This is a genomic window from Streptomyces brasiliensis (assembly GCF_014647875.1).
In the GTDB taxonomy this organism is placed as follows: domain Bacteria; phylum Actinomycetota; class Actinomycetes; order Streptomycetales; family Streptomycetaceae; genus Streptomyces; species Streptomyces brasiliensis.
In genome coordinates this window covers 82,992-102,903 of record NZ_BMQA01000007.1, presented here as the reverse complement: position 1 = coordinate 102,903, position 19,912 = coordinate 82,992, and the positions used below count along the sequence as shown (strand labels likewise).

The window sequence follows — 19,912 nt, the reverse complement described above, 5'->3', positions numbered from 1 at the left end:
GGTGGTGAATCGAAGCAGGACTCCTGTTCAGTGTGGCTTTCGACCCCATTCGGTAGGGGTTCCGCCATGTGGTGCACCCCGACGACCGGCCGACGTCCGCGGGAGCGCTCCCCTGCACCCCCGCCATCCGCCGCGCCTGCTGTCCCCCAACCCGCGGCCCTGCCTCGCTCCGGCCCCGCAGTCCGCGTTCCTTGCGCCGCCCTGCCGCCCCGCCCCTACTCCTCCTCGGGCCCACGAGGGGGACTGACCGTCGTCCGCGGCGGCCGTCGTTGCGACGACGTCCGTACGATCAGCTCCGTCGGTATCACCTGCTCCACCGGATGGTCCGACTCGACCCCCTCGATGGCGTCGATGAGGAGTTGGACCACCGCCGTGCCGATCCGCCGCGGCTTGAGCGACAACGTCGTGATGGGCGGCTCGGTGTTGGCGTACACCGTGGACTCGCTGCAGCACACCAGCAGCAGGTCGTCCGGGACGCGCAGGCCGTAGCGGCGCGCGGCGGCGAGCAGGTCCGTGCCGTTGGGGTCGAACAGGCCGTACACCGCGTCCGGCCGGTCCGGACGGGCCAGCAGCCGGTCGGCGGCGACGGCGCCCGCGCAGGGGTCGTGCGCCGGGTAGGCCTCGTACACCGGTTCCTGGCCGACCCGCTCGCACCAGTGCAGATACGCCGTGGTGGACAGGTGGGTGTAGGTGTCCGTGGACGTGCCGGTGAGCAGGCCGATCCGGCGGGCGCCGGCGTCCGCGAGGTGGTCGAGGATGCCGAGGACGGCGGCCTCGTGGTCGTTGTCCACCCAGGCCGTGACGGGGAGCGAGCCCGCCGGGCGGCCGTCGGAGACGACGGGTAAACCCTGCCGGACCAGTTCGCTGACCACCGGGTCCTGGTCGGAGGGGTCGATGACGACCGTGCCGTCCAGGGCGACGTTCGACCACACGTCGTGGCGCGAGGTGGCGGGCAGGATGACGAGCGCGTAGCCGCGGGCGAGCGCGGCCGAGGTGGCGGCCCGGGCCATCTCGGCGAAGTACGCGAACTCCGTGAAGGTGAAAGGTTCATCCCCGTATGTCGTCACGGTCAGGCCGATAAGCCCCGACTTGCCGGTACGGAGGGTGCGGGCGGCGGCCGACGGGCGGTACCCCAGCCGGTCGGCGACCTCGCGGACATGGCGGCGGGTGGCGTCCGGGAGCCTGCCCTTGCCGTTCAGGGCATCGGAGACGGTTGTGATGGAGACTCCGGCGGCGGCGGCCACGTCCCTGATACCCGCCCGACCCGGCCGGCTTCCTCGACGTGAGGTTTCCGTGCGGCTCACCTGGTGCTTCCCTGCTGCTGTCATGGCGAGCCGATAGTAGGGCTCGTGCGGTGGGGTAGTAGGGACGCATATGCACCCGTTGACAGGCACGTTTCTGCATGGTCATCAGGTATCAACCACCTTCGAAACAAAGTCAGTTGACTAAACCTATGGCAGGACGTGGCGCGTCGACGCGCATGGGCCTGCCAAGTGCTCGATGTTTCGAAGAGGTCTCAACTCACCTTCACGGAGGATGCGCGCCACGGCGCGAGCCACCGGCGCGTAGATATATGTGCGGCGCGCCCCCTGCTTCGTACGCCTTCGTACGGTGATGCCCCTGATGCCTGTGAGATTCGTGAGGTTTGCCCCCTCGCCACTCCCCGGGCCGTCAAACGTGAACTTCTCGCCTCTCCGCACCTGTACGCAGGCGCACCGAATCCTCATAAGGTGAGCAGTATTGGAAGCCGGCGGCGCGGACGGTCCGCCGGTGGTCGCGAGGAGGACTGCGGTGAGCGAGACGAGCCCCAAGTTGCGCACCGAGCTGGAGGGTATCCCCACCTACAAGCCTGGCAAGCCCGCCGCGGCCGGCGGCCCGGTCGCGTACAAGCTGTCCTCGAACGAGAACCCCTATCCGCCGCTGCCCGGCGTCATGGAGTCCGTGACCGGCGCCGCCTCGTCCTTCAACCGCTACCCCGACATGGCCTGCACCGGGCTGATGAACGAGCTGTCGGACCGCTTCGGTGTCCCGCTCTCCGACCTGGCCTGCGGCACCGGCTCCGTCGGCGTCGCACAGCAGCTCCTCCAGGCCACCAGCGGACCCGGCGGCGAGGTCATCTACGCCTGGCGTTCTTTCGAGGCGTACCCGATCATCACGCAGATCAGCGGCGCGCGGTCGGTGCAGGTGCCGCTCACGCCGGGCGAGGTGCACGACCTGGACGCGATGGCGGACGCCGTCACCGAGCGGACCCGGCTGATCTTCGTCTGCAACCCCAACAACCCGACGGGTACGGTCGTGAAGCGAGCGGAGCTGGAGCGCTTCCTCGACCGGGTGCCCGGTGACGTCCTCGTGGTGCTGGACGAGGCCTACCGGGAGTTCATCCGCGACCCCGAGGTGCCGGACGGCGTGGAGATCTACCGGGAGCGGCCCAACGTGTGTGTGCTGCGCACGTTCTCGAAGGCGTACGGTCTCGCCGGGCTGCGCGTCGGCTTCGCGATCGCCCATGAGCCGGTGGCGGCGGCGCTGCGCAAGACGGCGGTGCCGTTCGGTGTGAGCCAGATCGCGCAGGACGCGGCGGTCGCCTCGCTGCGCGCCGAGGACGAACTGCTGGGCCGGGTCGGCTCGCTGGTGTGCGAGCGTGCGCGGGTGGTCGACGCCCTGCGCGCCCAGGGCTGGACCGTGCCCGAGACCCAGGCGAACTTCGTCTGGCTGAGGCTGGGGGAGCGCACGACAGCCTTCGCCCAGGTCTGCGAGGAGCACGGTGTCGTGGTCCGTCCGTTCGCGGGCGAGGGTGTGCGGGTGACGATCGGGGAGAACGAGGCGAACGACATCTTCCTGAAGGTGACGGAGGGGTTCCGCAAGGAGCTCTGACGGGCTTTCGTCCGTTTTTAGACAGTTTTATATAGATTTCGCACGGTCCCGGAGGGCGCATGTGACGCCTTCCGGGACCGGTGTGTGCGGGGGCATGGACCGGTGCCCGTCGGCCATTGGGTCCACCGGCCCAAGCGGCCGGGACCTGCCGGTACGGCTTGGGGACCCCCGCCTCTACGGGGTCGAACAGCCATGCGTCATAATTGCTTGTGAATGTGAACGCGTTCACAATCACGTCCCGGTTGCTCCAGTGATGTGTGTGACAAAAGGGGCAGACTGCCGCAGTACCACGGCGATGTAAGGAGACTGACGACGTGGATTTGGCTTTGGCGCCGGAGACACTGGCGCGTTGGCAGTTCGGCATCACCACCGTCTACCACTTCCTGTTCGTCCCGCTGACGATCTCCCTCGCCGCCCTCACGGCCGGCCTGCAGACCGCATGGGTACGCACGGAAAAGGAGAAGTACCTCAGAGCGACGAAGTTCTGGGGAAAGCTCTTCCTGATCAACATCGCGATGGGCGTCGCCACCGGCATCGTGCAGGAGTTCCAGTTCGGCATGAACTGGTCCGACTACTCGCGCTTCGTCGGTGACATCTTCGGCGCTCCGCTCGCCTTCGAGGCACTGGTCGCCTTCTTCTTCGAGTCGACCTTCATCGGCCTGTGGATCTTCGGCTGGGACAAGCTGCCGAAGAGGCTTCACCTCGCCTGCATCTGGCTGGTCGCGATCGGCACGTTCCTGTCGGCTTACTTCATCCTCGCGGCCAACTCGTGGATGCAGCACCCCGTCGGCTACCGGATAAACGGGGCCAGGGGCCGGGCCGAACTCACCGACTTCTGGCATGTGCTGACCCAGAACACCGCTCTCGCCCAGGCGTTCCACACCCTGTCGGCGTCCTTCCTGACCGGCGGCGCCTTCATGGTGGGCATCGCGGCCTTCCATCTGTTCCGCAAGAAGCACGTCTCCGTGATGAAGACCTCACTGCGACTGGGCCTGGTCACCGTGGTCATCGCCGGACTGCTCACCGCGGTCAGCGGCGACACCCTCGGCAAGGTCATGTTCAAGCAGCAGCCGATGAAGATGGCCGCCGCCGAGGCGCTGTGGGACGGCGAGGACTCGGCGCCGTTCTCGGTCTTCGCGTACGGCGACGTGAGCAAGGGGCACAACAGCGTCGAGCTGTCGATCCCCGGAGTACTGTCCTTCCTCGCCGACGACAACTTCAACTCGCACGTCCCCGGCATCAACGACACCAACAAGGCCGAGCAGGAGAAGTACGGTCCGGGCGACTACCGGCCGATCATCCCCGTCACCTTCTGGGCCTTCCGCTGGATGATCGGCTTCGGCATGGCGTCCTTCGCCATAGGCATCGTCGGACTCTGGCTGACCCGCAAGAAGTTCTTGCTGCCGCAGCATCTGCGGGTGGGTGAGGACGAGGTGCCGCATCTGGTCCTCTTCAGGAACAAGGCGCTCAGCCCGAAGCTCGGCAGGCTCTACTGGCTCGTCGCGATCTGGACCCTTGCCTTCCCGCTGATCTCCAACTCCTGGGGCTGGATCTTCACCGAGATGGGCCGCCAGCCCTGGGCGGTCTACGGCGTCCTGCAGACCCGGCACGCGGTCTCCCCCGGCGTCTCCCAGGGCGAGGTCCTCACCTCGATGATCGTCTTCACCGCGCTGTACGCCGTCCTCGCCGTCGTCGAGGTCAAGCTGCTGGTGAAGTACGTCAAGGCCGGCCCGCCCGAGCTCACCGAGGCCGACCTCAACCCGCCCACGAAGATCGGCGGCGACATCAAGGACGCCGACAAGCCGATGGCCTTCTCGTACTAGGCCGAGGGAGTTCACACCATGCAACTTCACGACGTCTGGTTCGTCCTGATCGCCGTCCTGTGGACCGGCTATTTCTTCCTGGAGGGCTTCGACTTCGGGGTCGGCATCCTCACCAAGCTGCTGGCGCGCGACCGGCCCGAGCGGCGGGTACTGATCAACACCATCGGGCCCGTCTGGGACGGCAACGAGGTGTGGCTGCTCACGGCGGGCGGCTCGACCTTCGCCGCCTTCCCCGAGTGGTACGCCACGCTCTTCTCGGGGTTCTATCTGCCGCTGCTGATCATCCTGATCTGCCTGATCATCCGTGGTGTCGCCTTCGAGTTCCGGGCCAAGCGGCCGGAGGAGTCATGGCAGCGCAACTGGGAGACGGCGATCTTCTGGACCTCGCTGATCCCCGCGTTCCTGTGGGGTGTGGCCTTCGGCAACATCGTGCGGGGCGTGAAGATCGACCAGCACTTCGAGTACGTCGGCAGCTTCTGGGACCTGCTCAACCCGTACGCCCTGCTCGGCGGACTGGTGACGCTGACGCTGTTCACCTTCCACGGTGCGGTGTTCACCGCACTCAAGACCGTCGGGGAGATCCGGGAGCGGGCACGGAAGCTGGCGCTGCGGATCGGTCTCGTCACGGCGGTCCTGGCCCTGGTCTTCCTGCTGTGGACGCAGGTCGACACCGGTGACGGCAAGAGTCTGGTCGCCCTGGTCGTGGCGGTGGTCGCGCTGGTCGCGGCTCTCGTCGCGAACCAGGCCGGGCGCGAGGGATGGTCGTTCGCGCTGTCGGGCGTCACCATCGTGGCGGCCGTGGCCATGCTCTTCCTGTCGCTGTTCCCGGACGTGATGCCGTCCACGCTCAACGAGGACTGGAGTCTGACCGTCACCAACGCCTCGTCGAGCCCGTACACGCTGAAGATCATGACCTGGTGTGCGGCGATCGCGACGCCGATCGTGCTGCTCTACCAGAGCTGGACCTACTGGGTGTTCCGCAAGCGGATCGGGACGCAGCACATCGGCGCCGACGCCGCTGCCGGAGCCGCGCACTGAGTCCGGTGGGAGGGTGTTTCACATGACACGCCATGTTTCACGTGAAACACCAGCCTGTGACCGAAGGGCATGTTTCACGTGAAACCGATCGATCCGCGTCTGCTGCGTTACGCCCGTGCCACCCGCTTCTTCCTGGTGGCCGTCGTCGGGCTGGGAGCCGTCGGGGCCGGCCTGGTCATCGCTCAGGCCATGCTCATCGCAGAGGTGGTCGTCGGCGCCTTCCAGCACCACATGCCGGTTGCCGAACTCCGCACTCCCCTGCTGTTGTTGGTGGCCGTCGCGGTCGGGCGGGCGCTCGTTTCCTGGCTGACCGAACTCGCCGCCCACCAGGCGAGCGCGGCGGTGAAGTCGGAGCTGCGCGGACGGCTCCTGGACCGGGCCGCCGCGCTCGGACCGGGGTGGCTGAGCGAGCAGCGCACCGGTTCGCTGGTCACGCTCGCCACGCGGGGCGTCGACGCCCTCGACGACTACTTCTCGCGCTATCTGCCGCAGTTGGGGCTCGCGGTGGTCGTGCCCGTGGCGGTGCTGGCGCGGATCGTCACCGAGGACTGGGTGTCGGCGGCGATCATCGTCGGCACGCTGCCCCTCATCCCGCTCTTCATGGTCCTCATCGGCTGGGCGACCCAGTCCCGGACGGAGCGTCAGTGGCGGCTGCTGTCGCGACTGTCCGGCCACTTCCTGGACGTGGTCGCGGGGCTGCCCACGCTGAAGGTGTTCGGGCGCGCCAAGGCCCAGGCCGACTCCATCCGGCGCATCACCGGCGAGTACCGGCAGGCGACCATGCAGACCCTGCGGATCGCCTTCCTGTCCTCCTTCGCGCTGGAACTGCTCGCGACGCTCTCGGTCGCGCTCGTCGCCGTGACGATCGGCATGCGGCTCGTGCACGGCGACATGGATCTGTACATCGGGCTCGTCATCCTCGTGCTGGCGCCAGAGGCGTATCTGCCGCTGCGCCAGGTGGGCGCGCAGTTCCACGCGGCGGCGGAGGGGCTCGCGGCGGCCGAGGAGATCTTCACCGTCCTGGAGACACCACTCCCAGAGTCCGGGACCGCTCCCGTCCCCTCGGGCGCGCTGGCCTTCGAAGGGGTCGCGGTCCGCTACCCCGGCCGCTCCTCGGACGCGGTGACGGACGTGTCCTTCACCGTCGAACCGGGCGAGACTGTCGCCCTCGTCGGGCCGAGCGGCGCGGGCAAGTCGACGCTGCTGAGCGTCCTGCTGGGGTTCGTCCGGCCCACGGCGGGCCAGGTGCGGATCGGCGGCGCGGACCTCGCCGACATCGACCTCGAGCAGTGGCGGTCGCAGATCGCCTGGGTGCCGCAGCGGCCCCATCTGTACGCCGGCACGATCACCGAGAACGTACGGCTGGCGCGTCCCGACGCGGACGACGACGCCGTACGGCGGGCACTGCGTGACGCGGGGGCGCTGGAGTTCGTGGACGCGCTGCCCGACGGCGCAGGAACCGTGCTCGGTGAGGACGGGGCCGGGCTGTCCGCGGGCCAGCGGCAGCGGCTCGCGCTGGCCCGCGCGTTCCTCGCGGACCGGCCCCTGCTGCTGCTCGACGAGCCGACGGCCGCACTGGACGGTGCGACCGAGGCCGAGGTCGTAAAAGCGGTACGGCGATTGGCGGCGGGCCGTACCGTGCTGCTCGTCGTCCACCGGCCCGCGCTGCTGGACGTGGCGGACCGGGTGGTGCGGCTCGAAAACGCCGAGGCGCCCGGCACGGCGGCGTCGTCGTCCCCGGTCGCGGCTGTCGGCTCCCGGGAGACCCGCTCCCTCGAGGAGACGGCCACCGAGACCCGGCCCGAGACCGCCCCCACTGGTTCCCGAGGCCGGGTCCTCACCCGGGTCCGTGCCCTGTCCGGCCCCCGGCGCGGCCGGCTCGCCCTCGCCCTGCTGCTGGGGAGCCTGGCGCTCGGCAGTGCCGTCGGGCTGATGGCGACTTCGGGGTGGCTCATCTCGCGGGCCTCGCAGCAGCCGCCGGTGCTGTATCTGATGGTGGCCGTGACGGCGACGCGGGCCTTCGGGATCGGGCGGGCCGTGTTCCGGTACGCGGAGCGGCTGGTGTCGCACGACGCGGTGCTCCGGATGCTGGCCGACACCCGGGTCGCCGTGTTCCGGCGGCTGGAGCGGCTGGCACCCGCCGGGCTGCGTACGGCTCGCCGGGGCGATCTGCTCTCCCGGCTCGTCGCCGACGTGGACGCCATGCAGGACTACTGGCTGCGCTGGCTGCTGCCCGCCGGCGTCGCGGTCGTCGTCTCCGCCGCGTCCGTGGCGTTCACGACATGGCTGCTGCCCGAGGCCGGTGCCGCGCTCGCGGCCGGGCTCCTCATGGCCGGAGTCGGCGTACCCCTGCTGACCGCGGCCGTGGCGCGCCGTGCCGAGCGGCGCCTGGCGCCCGCCCGCGGGGTGCTCGCGACGCGGGTCACCGACCTGCTCACCGGCACCGCCGAACTGACGGTCGCCGGAGCGCTGCCTGCCCGCACGGACGAGGCCCGCCGGGCCGACGGCACACTCACCCGGATCGCCTCGCGCGCCGCCACGGCCACCGCGCTCGGCGACGGCCTCACCGCGCTGGTCTCCGGCCTGACCGTCGCGGCCGCGGCGCTGCTCGGCGCCCAGGCGGTCGACGCGGGACGGCTGAGCGGAGTGGCGACGGCCGTGGTCGTCCTCACCCCGCTCGCCGCCTTCGAGGCCGTACTGGGGCTGCCGATCGCCGTGCGGTACCGGCAGCGGGTGCGCAGGAGTGCCGAGCGGGTGTACGAGGTCCTGGACGCCCCCGCGCCCGTACGGGAACCGGAGCGGCCCCGGCAGGCGCCCGCGTCGCCGTTCCCGCTCGTCGTGAAGGGGCTGACCGCCCGGCACGCCGGTCAGCACCGGGACGCGCTCGTCGGCCTCGACCTGACCCTCGAACAGGGCCGCCGCATCGCGGTGGTCGGGCCGTCCGGCTCCGGCAAGACGACCCTCGCCCAAGTGCTGCTGCGCTTCCTCGACCCGGCGGCCGGCTCCTGCACGCTGGCCGGTGTCGACGCGTACTCGCTCGACGGGGACGACGTACGGCGCCTGGTCGGGTTGTGCGCCCAGGACGCGCACCTCTTCGACAGCTCGGTGCGCGAGAACCTGCTCCTCGCGAAGAAGGACGCCACCGAGGCGGAGCTTCGGGACGCGCTGGTGCGGGCCCGGCTGCTCGAGTGGGCGGACTCGCTGCCCGACGGACTCGACACACTCGTGGGCGAGCATGGAGCACGGCTGTCCGGCGGCCAGCGGCAGCGGCTGGCGCTGGCCCGCGCACTGCTCGCGGACTTCCCGGTCCTCGTGCTCGACGAGCCCGCGGAGCATCTGGACCTGCCCACGGCCGACGCGCTCACCGCCGATCTGCTGGCCGCGACCCGGGGCCGTACGACCCTGCTCATCACCCACCGGCTGGCCGGGCTCGACGCGGTGGACGAGGTGATCGTGCTGGACGAGGGCCGGGTGGTGCAGCGCGGCCCGTACGCCGAGCTGGCCGCCGTGGACGGGCCGTTGCGCGCGATGGCAGAGCGGGAGGCACAGGCGGAGCTGCTGGTGGGAGCCCGGTAGGGGCAGGGCGGCGGGGACCCGGTGGCGGCGAGCTCCGGCCGACTTCTCCCGGCGGGAGGGTTCGACAACCAGGAGATCCGCACACAAACGCCGAGTCCCTGGGCGGCGGCAGCCGCCACGGGCCAGGCCTCGGGGAGGACGACGGGGGCGTCGGTGGTGTGGGAGGTGCCGTACTGAACCACCAGCCGTCCGCGCGAGGGCGGTGCGGCAGGCGTCGTACTCAACTCTCGGCCGCCGCCTCACCGGTCCGTCCGCATGACGGTGGCGCGGCCCGTGCCCAAACTGGGCCACCGGGCCCAGCCTGCCTGACCCGTCCGCGGCAACAGGCGCCCCGGCGCGCGAGTCGGACGTGACCCCGAGGGGCGGGAGGGCCACGATCGCTCGCATGCGTACGTCCCGCCGCCGTCCGCCGGTCGTCCCGCTGCTGCTGTGCGCGCTCGCCGTTCTCGCGGCGCGGCCCGACACGCAGGCGGCCGGCCCCGGCTCGGAAGCCGGTGTCAGTGCCCAGGTGGCGCGGCTGTACCGGGAGGCCGCCGTGGCGACGCGGCAGTACGAGGCGGGGCGCCGCGAGGCCGTGGCGCAGCGGGCCGTGGCACGGCGCGCCGAGCGGCTCCTGCACCGCGAGCGCGGACAGGTCGCCGTACTCCACGCCGACCTGGGCCGGATCGCCCGCGCCCAGTACCGCACGGGCGGTGGGCTCCCGCTGACCGCGCAACTCCTCCTCGCGGACGGCCCGGACGAGCTGATGCGTGGTCAGCGCGTCTTCTCGCAGACGGATCTCGCGGTGAGCCACGCGATCGGCAGAAGCCGCCGGGCCGAGGCACGACTGGCCGCGGGCGAGGCGAAGGCCGAGGCGGCCAGGCAGGCGGCGGAGAAGCAGACAGCTCGGCTCACCGGCCTGAAGAAGGACATCGAGCGGAAACTCGAGGAGGCGCGTGCGGAGTTGCAGGGCCGGGCCGACGTCCAGGCCGCGGCGGGCCGCTGTGGTGGCGCCGTACGTCTGAACCAGCCCCGGACGCGCACCAGGCGGGCTTGGGTGGCGCCGGTGGAGCGCTACGAGTTGTCCGCGGGGTTCGGCAGGGGCGGTTCACGGTGGGCGCACCGGCACACCGGGCAGGACTTCGCGGTGCCGATCGGGACGCCGGTGCGGGCGGTCGGTGCCGGCCGGGTGGTGAAGGTGTCCTGCGGGGGCGCCTTCGGCATGGAGATCGTGATCCGGCACTCCGCCGGTGTCTACACGCAGTATGCCCACCTGGCGGCCGTGGCCGTGGAGGCGGGGGACAAGGTACCCACGGGCCGCTGGATCGCCCAGTCCGGCACCACGGGCAACTCGACGGGCCCGCATCTGCACTTCGAGGTACGCCGCACACCGGAGATCGACTCGGTCACGAACCCCGTGCCGTGGCTTGCCCGGCACGGGGTGAAAGTGCGCTGAAGGGTTGTCAGACCCGCCCCTGAAGCATCCGTTCGATGACCACGGCCACCCCGTCCTCGTTGTTGGCGACCGTCTGCCCGGAGGCCACCGCGACCACCTCCGGATGGGCGTTGCCCATGGCGTACGACCGACCTGCCCAGGTGAGCATCTCGACGTCGTTGGGCATGTCGCCGAAGGCCACGACCTCCTCGCGGGAGATGCCGCGCTCGGCGCAGCACAGGGCGAGCGTGCTGGCCTTGGAGACACCGGGGCCGCTGAGTTCGAGCAGGGCGCTTGGGCTGGAGCGGGTGACGGTGGCGCGCTCGGTGACGGCGAGGCGGGCGATCTTGAGGAAGGCGTCGGGGTCGAGGTCGGGGTGGTAGGCAAGGATCTTGAGGACCGGCTCGCCGGTGCCCGGGCCGCCGTCGGCGAGCAGTTCCTCGGCGGGCGCGCGGTGGTCGGGGCGCTCCATGTGCAGATCGGGATAGGCCGGTTCCTGGTAGAAGCCGTACGTCTGCTCCACCGCGAACACCGTGCCCGGCGCAGCCTCGCGCAGCAGCCGTACCGCGTCCAGGGCGTTCTCCCGGGCCAGTTCGCGCACCTTCACGAACCGGTGGGCGCCGGGGCCGCCGTGCAGGTCGACCACCGCGGCGCCGTTGCCGCAGATCGCCAGACCGTGCCCGTGGACATGGTCACTGACGACGTCCATCCAGCGGGCAGGCCGCCCGGTGACGAAGAAGACCTCGATGCCCGCCTCCTCGGCGGCGGCCAGCGCGGCGACCGTCCGCGGCGAGACCGACTTGTCGTCCCGCAACAGGGTGCCGTCGAGGTCGGTGGCGATCAGCCGCGGCGGCACAAGGGGCGCGCCGCCCTGCTCGGGCACGGTCGAGAACTGAGGGGAGGCCGGGGTCTCGGGCTGTCGGGTCGCTGAGGTCACCGCGTCATTCTCGCGCATATGCCCGCACGGGCGTGCGAAAGTCCGCACATATGAGACAGAGATGACTCACGAGGTGAGTGCCGGGACGCGGCCAGGTTCTCCTGGCCACCAGTTTGCCCCGAGGTTGTGGATTCCCGGACCCGTCGAGCGTCGCCGTAGGCTCTGAGGCATGAGTCTGCGCCTGAGCACCGTGATCCTGCCGTACCGTCGCTGGCACGAAGGGGCCCGTGACACGTGGCGGCGGGCGGAGGAGCTCGGGTTCTACAGCGGGTACACGTACGACCACCTGTCGTGGCGTTCGTTCCGGGACGGCCCGTGGTTCGGCGCGGTCCCCACCCTGACCGCCGCCGCGAGCATCACCGAGCGGATGCGCTTGGGCACCCTCGTCACGTCGCCCAATTTCCGGCACCCGGTGACCCTGGCCAAGGAGCTGATCTCCCTGGACGACATCTCCGGCGGGCGGATCACCCTCGGTATCGGCGCCGGCGGCACCGGCTTCGACGCCACCGCGCTCGGGCAGGAGCCGTGGACGCCGCGTGAGCGTGCCGACAGGCTGGCCGAGTTCGTGCCGCTGCTCGACCGGCTCCTCACGGAGGACTCGGTGTCGTACGAGGGTGACTTCTACTCGGCGCACGAGGCCCGCAACATCCCCGGCTGTGTGCAGCGCCCCCGGCTGCCCTTCGCCGTCGCCGCCACCGGCCCGCGCGGGCTGAGGCTCGCCGCCCGGTACGGGCAGGCCTGGGTGACCACCGGCGACCCCGGGCTGTACGAGAACGGCACTCCCGAGCAGTCGGTCCAGGCCATCCGCGGGCAGGCGGAGAAGCTGGCCGACGCATGTGCCGAGATCGGGCGCGACGCGGCCGGGATGGACAAGATCCTGCTCACCGGGTTCACCCCTGATCGCGGCCGCCCGCTGGAGTCCCTGGACGCCTTCGTCGACTTCGCCGGGCGCCATCGGGAGCTGGGCTTCACCGAGATCGTCGTTCACTGGCCGATTCCCGACTCGGACTTCGCCGCCGACGAGAAGGTCTTCGAGAAGATCGCCTCGGACGCCACCGCCCAGCTGGGGTGAGCGCGCGGGCCGTCCTCAGTGCGCCGCGGGAAAGCGCAGATAGCGCGGCGGTACCGACTTCGTCAGCCAGACCCCGTTCGCGCTGACGTGGAAGACATGGCCGTCGCGGTGCATCGCTGCCGCGTCGACCGACAGCACCACCGGGCGCCCCCGGCGGGCGCCGACTCGGGTCGCTGTCTCGCGGTCGGCCGAAAGATGTACGTCCTGCCTGTTCATGGTCCTGAGGCCCTCGGCGCGGATCGCGTCCAGGCTGCGGGCGACCGTCCCGTGGTAGAGGTACGGCGGCGGGGTCGCCGGCGGCAGACCCAGGTCGACCTCGATGCTGTGGCCCTGGCTGGCGCGGATCCGGGTGCCCTCGATCGCGAAGCGCTTCTTGTCGTTGGCGGCCACCACATGGTCCAGTTCCTCACGGGTGAACCGGAACCCGTGCGCGGCGGCCGCGGCGATCAGCGTGTCGATCTCGACCCAGCCGGCCTCGTCGAGCGTGAGACCGATCCGTTCCGGCTGGTGACGCAGGTGCTTCGAGAGGTACTTCGACACCTTCACGGTGCGTCTCTCGTCCATCCCACTCGTGTCTTTCGTGTTCACTCCACCAGCGTGCCGCGAGAGACGCGGATCACGCAGATATTTTTCGCCCCGATGTTTGGTCCACAGCCAAGTCATGTTATCCACAGGGAAATTGATGAAGCTGTGGACAACTCGTGGGCGATTTACGCCTCTTCGTCAAGATCGTTGACATCGGCGTGGCTTGACGTCGGGAAGGACAAGACGTCTGTGTATCACGGCAGTTCGGATGAGGTGGCGCAACTCGGCGCGCCGCCGCCCGCCTTCCCGATCAGATGCGTGGCTCGACCCGTGCCAGCCGTCGCAATGCCCCAGGTGCGTAACGGGACATGAGATACGCACCTCGCGCCTCCGGTGTCACCGGCGTCACCGCCTCGTTCCGGACCACCGCCTCCATGATCGCCTGAGCCACCTTCTCCGGCGGGTAGTTGCGCTTCCCGTACAGGCGGGCGGTGCTCTTCCGGCGGCGGCGTTCCTCCTCCGCGTCCACTCCCGTGAAGCGTGCCGTCGAGGTGATGTTCGTGTTGACGAAGCCGGGGCAGATCGCGCTCACCCCGATTCCCCGGTCGGCGAGTTCGGCGCGCAGGCACTCGCTGAGCATCAGGACCGCCGCCTTGGAGGTGCCGTAGGCCGGCAGCGCGCGGGACGGCTGGTAAGCCGCCGCCGACGCCACGTTCACGATGTGGCCGCCCTGGCCGCGCTCGGCCATCTGCTTGCCGAACAGACGGCAACCATGGATCACACCCCACAAGTTGACGTCCAGCACCTTGCGCCAGTCGTCCGGCGTCGTGGCGAAGAACGAACCGGACAAACCGATGCCGGCGTTGTTCACCAGTACGTCCACCACCCCGTACTCGGCCGCGACCTTCTCGGCGAGTTTCTCCATCGCCTGCTCGTCGGAGACGTCGACGATCTCCGCCCAGGCCGAGGGGGCGCCGAGCAGGCGGGACAACTCCGCTGTGCGGCTGGCGGATTCGGCGTCCCTGTCGACCGCCACCACCCGCGCGCCCGCCTCCGCGAACGCGAACGCCGTCGCCCGTCCGATGCCGCTGCCCGCGCCGGTGACCAGCACGAGCTGTCCGCCGAAGCGGTCCGCGTGGTGGCCGGTCGCCCGCGCCGGCTCCGGGCGTCCGCCCTCGACGCCCGTCACGAACTCCGCGATCCACGCCGCGACTTGGTCAGGGCGCGTACGCGGGATCCAGTGCTTCGCCGGGAGCGTGCGGCGGGTCAACTGCGGGGCCCACGTCTCCAGATCGTCGTACAGCCGCTCCGACAGGAACGCGTCCCCGAGGGGCGTGATCAGCTGCACGGGCGCGTGCGCGTACGCGTCCTGGCGCGGCCTGAGCAGGCGTGCGCGGACGTTGTCCCGGTACAGCCAGGCGCCGTTGGCCGCGTCCGAGCGCAGGGACGGGGTCGGGTAGCCGTCGCCGGGGACCTGCTCGATCCGTTCCAGGATCCTCGGCCAGCGCTTGCCGAGCGGGCCGCGCCAGGCGAGTTCCGGCAGCGCCGGGGTGTGCAGCAGGTAGACGTACCAGGACTTGGCGCCCTGGCCGAGGAGTTGGCCGACCCGGCGGGGGGTGGGACGCTTCACGCGCGCGTTGATCCAGTGCCCGAAATGATCCAGGGACGGGCCCGACATCGAGGTGAAGGAGGCGATACGGCCCTCGGTGCGGCCGACCGTGACGAACTCCCACGACTGCACCGATCCCCAGTCGTGGCCCACGAGATGGACCGGCCGGTCCGGGCTGACCGCGTCCACGACCGCCAGGAAGTCGTCCGTGAGCTTGGCCAGCGTGAAGCCCCCGCGCAGCGGCTTCGGCGCGGTCGAACGGCCATGGCCCCGGACGTCGTACAGCACGACGTGGAAGCGGTCGGCGAGCCGGACCGCGACCTCGGACCACACCTCCTTGCTGTCCGGATAGCCGTGCACCAGCACGACCGTCGGCCGGCCCGGGTCCCCCAGCTCCGCCACGCACAGCTCGACCCCGCCCGTGCGCACCACGCGCTCCTGTGCGCCCTTCAGCGTCGTCAGACTCGTCACTTGTCCTCCGCCCAGCGCCGCACGTGCGGCAGATCGTCGTCCAGCCAGAAGGCGCTCTGCTCGGGGTCCCGGGAGTCGGTGACCACCAGGATCTCCTCGAACTTCGCGCCCGTACCGCGGAATCCGAGATGCGGTTCCGCCGCCCACAGGCCCGGCTGCGGCGGATGGTCGGAGAAGCGGTACGGCGACCACAGGGGCGACCAGCCCTCGCGGTGGCCGTGCAGCGCGTCGCTCGCGAGGCCCTTCAGGGACCGCGCCCCGAACCCGAAGACGTGCGGCGAGAACCGGCGCTGCGTGACCCGGTCGACCTTGTGCGCGATCACGCCGAAGGGGTAGGCGCGGTGCCGGTTGGCATAGCCCTGGCGGACCATGAGGCGGTCCACGTCCTCGTAGATCTCGCGCAGTGGGCGCCGCTCGCGCACCTCGCGCAGGATCAGCTCGCGGTGCGCCTCCAGGTCGGCCATGAGCCGGTCCTGCACCGGGTTGACACCGAGGGAGCCCGAATAGCCGATGTCGGCCGTGTACCCCTCGAACACCGGGGCCATGTCGAGGATGAACGGCATCCCCGGCTCCAGGAGGCGGTTCGTGGGGAAGAACTGCAGCGGGATCCGGAAGTTCACGAACGCCGTACGGTCGCCGAACCAGGCGAACGGCAGATGGAACCAGTCCCGCACTCCCCGCTCGCGCAGCCACTCCCGCTGCATCCGCGCGGCCTCACGTTCGGTCACTCCCGGTTCGAGCCGGGCCGCCACCGCCTCCGCACACTCGTAGGCGAGGCGCTGCACCCGCCTGAATCCCCCCAGGCCGGCAGGGAGTTCGCGCGTCACTGCCGTCGTCATGGCACCTCGTCCCACGGTTGCCGTACGTGCTCGTAACTTGACTTCGCCGAATCTGGCACTTGTTAGAGAAAGCGTCAATAGGGTGCGCGGGGAGCTGTGGATCACGTCTCGTAGCCCTCAGGCAGGGCATCCCGTAGGGACCCGTACGACTCGAGTCGGACCCGAAGACAGCTCTCCGGTCTGACGACCCCCGTGGCGCACATCACTACGGTCGAGGATGTGACTGTGATCGCGACCGAAAGCCTGAGCAAGCGGTTCCCCCGGGTGACCGCGCTTGACCGGCTCTCCGTGGACGTGGGACCCGGTGTGACGGGGCTCGTGGGTGCCAATGGAGCCGGCAAGTCCACACTGATCAAGATCCTGCTGGGTCTGTCCCCCGCCTCCGAGGGCCGCGCCGAGGTGCTCGGCCTCGACGTCGCCACCAAGGGCGCCGCCATCCGGGAGCGCGTGGGCTACATGCCCGAGCACGACTGCCTCCCGCCCGACGTCTCGGCCACCGAGTTCGTCGTCCACATGGCCCGGATGTCCGGCCTCCCGCCGGCCGCCGCCCGCGAGCGCACCGCGGACACGCTGCGCCACGTCGGCCTGTACGAGGAGCGGTACCGCCCCATCGGCGGCTACTCGACCGGCATGAAGCAGCGCGTGAAACTCGCGCAGGCCCTCGTCCACGACCCCCAGCTGGTCTTCCTGGACGAGCCGACCAACGGTCTCGACCCGGTCGGCCGGGACGACATGCTCGGCCTGATCCGCCGCATCCACACCGACTTCGGCATCTCGGTCCTGGTCACCTCCCATCTGCTGGGCGAACTCGAGCGCACCTGCGACCACGTCGTCGTGATCGACGGCGGCAAGCTCCTGCGCTCCAGCTCCACCACCGACTTCACGCAGACCACGACCACGCTCGCGATCGAGGTCACCGACACGGACGAGCACCCCGACGGCACGCGCGCGTTGCGCGACGCGCTGCACGCGCGCGGGGTGGAGCTCCACGACGAGGGCGCGGGCCTGCCCGGCGCCGGACACATCCTGCTGCTCACCGCGTCCGGCGAGGAGACGTACGACCTCGTGCGCGACGTCGTCGCCGACCTCGGCCTCGGCCTGGTGCGCATGGAGCAGCGCAGGCACCACATCTCCGAGGTCTTCAAGAACGACACGGAGCGCGACGAGCAGCGGAAGGAGGCGGTCGGCCATGGCAGCTGAGCAGCCCCTGGCGACACCGGCGGGTGACCAGACCCGCATCCACAACATCGGCTACCGCACGTACGACGGCCCCCGCCTCGGCCGCTCCTACGCCACCCGCTCCCTCTACTCGCAGTCCTTGCGCGGCGCCTACGGCCTCGGCCGCTCGGTCAAGTCCAAGGTGCTGCCGATGCTGCTGTTCGTCGTGATGTGCGTGCCCGCGGCGATCATGGTGGCCGTCGCGGTCGCCACCAAGGCGAAGGACCTGCCCGTCGACTACACGCGCTACGCGATCATCATGCAGGCCGTCATCAGCCTGTACGTCGCCTCGCAGGCACCCCAGTCCGTCTCGCGCGACCTGCGCTTCAAGACCGTACCGCTGTACTTCTCGCGGCCGATCGAGTCCGCCGACTACGTCCGCGCCAAGTTCGCGGCGCTGGCCTCGGCCCTGTTCATCCTGACCGCGGCCCCGCTGCTCGTGCTCTACGTCGGCGCGCTGCTGGCCAAGCTCGACTTCGGCGACCAGACCGAGGGATTCGCGCAGGGACTGGTCTCCGTGGCACTCCTGTCCCTGCTGTTCGCCGGGATCGGCCTGGTCATCGCCGCCGTCACCCCGCGCCGCGGCTTCGGTATCGCCGCCGTGATCGCCGTCCTGACCATCTCCTACGGCGCCGTCTCCACCCTCCAGGCCATCGCCGACGCCCAGGGCAGCGGCAGCGCGGTCCCCTGGATCGGCCTGTTCTCGCCGATCACCCTCATCGACGGCGTGCAGTCCGCGTTCCTGGGCGCCACCTCCGCCTACCCCGGCGGGATCGGCCCCTCGTACGCGGAGGGCGTGGTGTACGTCCTCGTCGTCCTCGGCCTCATCGCCGCCGCCTACGGCCTCCTGCTGCGCCGCTACCGGAAGGTCGGACTGTGACCACGCTCTCCATCGACCACGTCTCCCGCTGGTTCGGCAACGTGGTCGCCGTCAACGACATCACCATGACCATCGGCCCCGGCGTCACGGGCCTGCTCGGCCCCAACGGCGCCGGAAAATCCACCCTCATCAACATGATGGGCGGCTTCCTCGCCCCCTCCACCGGCACCGTCACCCTCGACGGACAGCAGGTGTGGCGCAACGAGGCCATCTACCGGCACATCGGCATCGTCCCCGAACGCGAGGCGATGTACGACTTCCTCACCGGACGCGAATTCGTCGTCGCCAACGCCGAGTTGCACGGGCTGGGCGCCAAGGCGGCCCAGCGCGCCCTCGCCACGGTCGAGATGGAGTACGCGCAGGACCGCAAGATCTCGACCTACTCCAAGGGCATGCGCCAGCGCGTGAAGATGGCGAGCGCGCTCGTCCACGACCCGTCGCTGCTCCTGCTCGACGAGCCGTTCAACGGCATGGACCCGCGCCAGCGCATGCAACTCATGGAGCTGCTGCGGCGCATGGGCGACGAGGGCCGCACCGTGCTGTTCTCCTCCCACATCCTCGAAGAGGTCGAACAGCTCGCCTGGCACATCGAGGTCGTCGTCGCCGGACGGCACGCGGCCAGCGGCGACTTCCGGAAGATCCGCCGCCTGATGACCGACCGGCCGCACCGCTACCTGGTGCGCTCCAGCGACGACCGCGCCCTCGCGGCCGCGCTGATCGCCGACCCGTCCACGTCCGGCATCGAGGTCGACCTCACGGAGGGCGCGCTGCGCGTCCAGGCCGTCGACTTCGGCCGCTTCACGGCCCTGCTGCCGCGCGTCGCCCGGGACCAGGGCATCCGGCTGCACACGGTCTCGCCGTCCGACGAGTCCCTCGAGTCCGTCTTCTCTTACCTGGTCGCGGCGTAGGAGGCCGAAGATGTACGACCCCACAGTCGCCCGACTCACCTACCGGTCCCTGCTCGGCCGGCGCCGGGCACTCATCCTGGGCGCGCTGCCCCTGTTGCTGATCGCCATCTCCGTGGTGGTGCGCGGCCTCGCCGGGGCCGACGACCAGACGGCGTCCGACCTGCTCGGCGGGCTCGCGCTCGCCACGATGGTGCCGATCATCGGCGTCATCGCCGGGACGGGCGCGATCGGCCCGGAGATCGACGACGGCTCCGTGGTGTACCTGCTGTCCAAGCCGCTGAAGCGACCGACGATCATCTTCACCAAACTGATCGTGGCCATCGCGGTGACCATGGTGTTCTCGGCCGTGCCGACGCTGATCGCGGGCCTGATCCTGAACGGCAACGGCCAGCAGATCGCCGTGGCGTACACGGTGGCGTCACTGGTCGCGTCGATCGCGTATGCCGCACTCTTCCTGCTCCTCGGCACGGTGTCGCGGCACGCGGTGGTCTTCGGACTCGTCTACGCCCTGGTCTGGGAGGCACTGTTCGGCTCCCTGGTGCCCGGCGCGCGCACGCTGAGCGTCCAGCAGTGGTCGCTGGCGGTGGCGCACAAGGTCGCGGGGGGTGACCTGGTGACGTCCGACGTCGGGCTGACGACGGCGACGGTGCTGCTGGTCGCGGTCACGGTGCTGGCCACCTGGTACGCGGGACAGAAGCTGCGCTCGCTGACCCTGGCCGGCGAGGAGTGAC

Annotated in this window: 15 protein-coding genes; 10 read left to right on the top strand and 5 right to left on the bottom strand. The window is 70.3% G+C overall.

What is annotated here, in order from left to right; translation table 11 throughout:
* Nucleotides 1-215: 215 nt before the first annotated feature.
* Nucleotides 216-1,328: a LacI family DNA-binding transcriptional regulator gene (locus tag IEZ19_RS13285; RefSeq protein ID WP_189311354.1), complete on the bottom strand. Its 1,113-nt coding sequence runs from the start codon at nucleotides 1,326-1,328 to the stop codon at nucleotides 216-218.
* A gap of 463 nt (nucleotides 1,329-1,791) precedes the next feature.
* Here IEZ19_RS13285 and hisC point away from each other — a divergent pair, with 463 nt between their 5' ends.
* The 5 genes from hisC to IEZ19_RS13260 all read left to right on the top strand — a co-directional run bounded on the left by hisC (nucleotide 1,792) and on the right by IEZ19_RS13260 (nucleotide 10,743).
* Nucleotides 1,792-2,871, top strand: coding sequence for a histidinol-phosphate transaminase (gene hisC, locus IEZ19_RS13280; protein ID WP_189311353.1), 1,080 nt, complete (start codon nucleotides 1,792-1,794; stop codon nucleotides 2,869-2,871).
* A 314-nt stretch (nucleotides 2,872-3,185) separates the two neighbouring features.
* On the top strand, nucleotides 3,186-4,694 hold the full coding sequence (locus IEZ19_RS13275) for a cytochrome ubiquinol oxidase subunit I (protein ID WP_189311352.1): 1,509 nt from the start codon (nucleotides 3,186-3,188) through the stop codon (nucleotides 4,692-4,694).
* Nucleotides 4,695-4,712: 18 nt separating this feature from the next.
* Entirely contained in the window at nucleotides 4,713-5,732 is a 1,020-nt protein-coding gene (cydB, locus tag IEZ19_RS13270) for a cytochrome d ubiquinol oxidase subunit II (RefSeq protein ID WP_189311351.1), read from the top strand.
* Between the two features lie 78 nt (nucleotides 5,733-5,810).
* A complete protein-coding gene (cydD, locus tag IEZ19_RS13265; protein WP_189311350.1) occupies nucleotides 5,811-9,308 on the top strand; it encodes a thiol reductant ABC exporter subunit CydD in 3,498 nt (1,165 codons plus the stop codon).
* Nucleotides 9,309-9,693: 385 nt separating this feature from the next.
* Nucleotides 9,694-10,743 (top strand): M23 family metallopeptidase, encoded by a 1,050-nt coding sequence (locus IEZ19_RS13260; RefSeq protein WP_189311349.1) that lies wholly within the window; start codon nucleotides 9,694-9,696, stop codon nucleotides 10,741-10,743.
* A gap of 7 nt (nucleotides 10,744-10,750) precedes the next feature.
* Here the strand turns inward: IEZ19_RS13260 and IEZ19_RS13255 are convergent, their stop codons facing one another.
* Nucleotides 10,751-11,677, bottom strand: a complete 927-nt coding sequence (locus IEZ19_RS13255) for a Cof-type HAD-IIB family hydrolase (protein WP_189311348.1) — start codon at nucleotides 11,675-11,677, stop codon at nucleotides 10,751-10,753.
* A 151-nt stretch (nucleotides 11,678-11,828) separates the two neighbouring features.
* Between IEZ19_RS13255 and IEZ19_RS13250 the strand changes: the two genes are divergently transcribed.
* Nucleotides 11,829-12,731 carry an LLM class flavin-dependent oxidoreductase gene (locus tag IEZ19_RS13250; RefSeq protein WP_189311347.1) on the top strand — a complete coding sequence of 301 codons (903 nt, stop codon included), beginning with the start codon at nucleotides 11,829-11,831 and terminating at the stop codon, nucleotides 12,729-12,731.
* Between the two features lie 15 nt (nucleotides 12,732-12,746).
* Here the strand turns inward: IEZ19_RS13250 and IEZ19_RS13245 are convergent, their stop codons facing one another.
* The 3 genes from IEZ19_RS13245 to IEZ19_RS13235 all read right to left on the bottom strand — a co-directional run bounded on the left by IEZ19_RS13245 (nucleotide 12,747) and on the right by IEZ19_RS13235 (nucleotide 16,175).
* The gene (locus tag IEZ19_RS13245; RefSeq protein WP_189311346.1) at nucleotides 12,747-13,295 is read right to left on the bottom strand and encodes an RNA 2'-phosphotransferase; all 549 of its coding nucleotides are present in this window, start codon (nucleotides 13,293-13,295) and stop codon (nucleotides 12,747-12,749) included.
* A 271-nt stretch (nucleotides 13,296-13,566) separates the two neighbouring features.
* Nucleotides 13,567-15,327: an SDR family oxidoreductase gene (locus IEZ19_RS13240; protein WP_189311557.1), complete on the bottom strand. Its 1,761-nt coding sequence runs from the start codon at nucleotides 15,325-15,327 to the stop codon at nucleotides 13,567-13,569.
* 5 nt (nucleotides 15,328-15,332) lie between these two features.
* A complete protein-coding gene (locus IEZ19_RS13235) occupies nucleotides 15,333-16,175 on the bottom strand; it encodes a M24 family metallopeptidase (protein ID WP_189311345.1) in 843 nt (280 codons plus the stop codon).
* A 225-nt stretch (nucleotides 16,176-16,400) separates the two neighbouring features.
* On the opposite strand from IEZ19_RS13235, the gene IEZ19_RS13230 reads away from it, so the two are divergent.
* From IEZ19_RS13230 to IEZ19_RS13215, 4 genes are read left to right on the top strand one after another with little or no spacing between them, the layout of a single operon-like run.
* On the top strand, nucleotides 16,401-17,375 hold the full coding sequence (locus IEZ19_RS13230; protein ID WP_189311344.1) for an ABC transporter ATP-binding protein: 975 nt from the start codon (nucleotides 16,401-16,403) through the stop codon (nucleotides 17,373-17,375).
* A complete protein-coding gene (locus IEZ19_RS13225; protein ID WP_189311343.1) occupies nucleotides 17,365-18,273 on the top strand; it encodes an ABC transporter permease subunit in 909 nt (302 codons plus the stop codon). The genes IEZ19_RS13230 and IEZ19_RS13225 overlap by 11 nt, the downstream gene beginning before the upstream one ends.
* Nucleotides 18,270-19,181 carry an ABC transporter ATP-binding protein gene (locus IEZ19_RS13220; RefSeq protein ID WP_189311342.1) on the top strand — a complete coding sequence of 304 codons (912 nt, stop codon included), beginning with the start codon at nucleotides 18,270-18,272 and terminating at the stop codon, nucleotides 19,179-19,181. The genes IEZ19_RS13225 and IEZ19_RS13220 overlap by 4 nt, the downstream gene beginning before the upstream one ends.
* Nucleotides 19,182-19,191: 10 nt before the next feature.
* Entirely contained in the window at nucleotides 19,192-19,911 is a 720-nt protein-coding gene (locus tag IEZ19_RS13215) for an ABC transporter permease subunit (protein WP_189311341.1), read from the top strand.
* Nucleotide 19,912 lies beyond the last annotated feature (1 nt).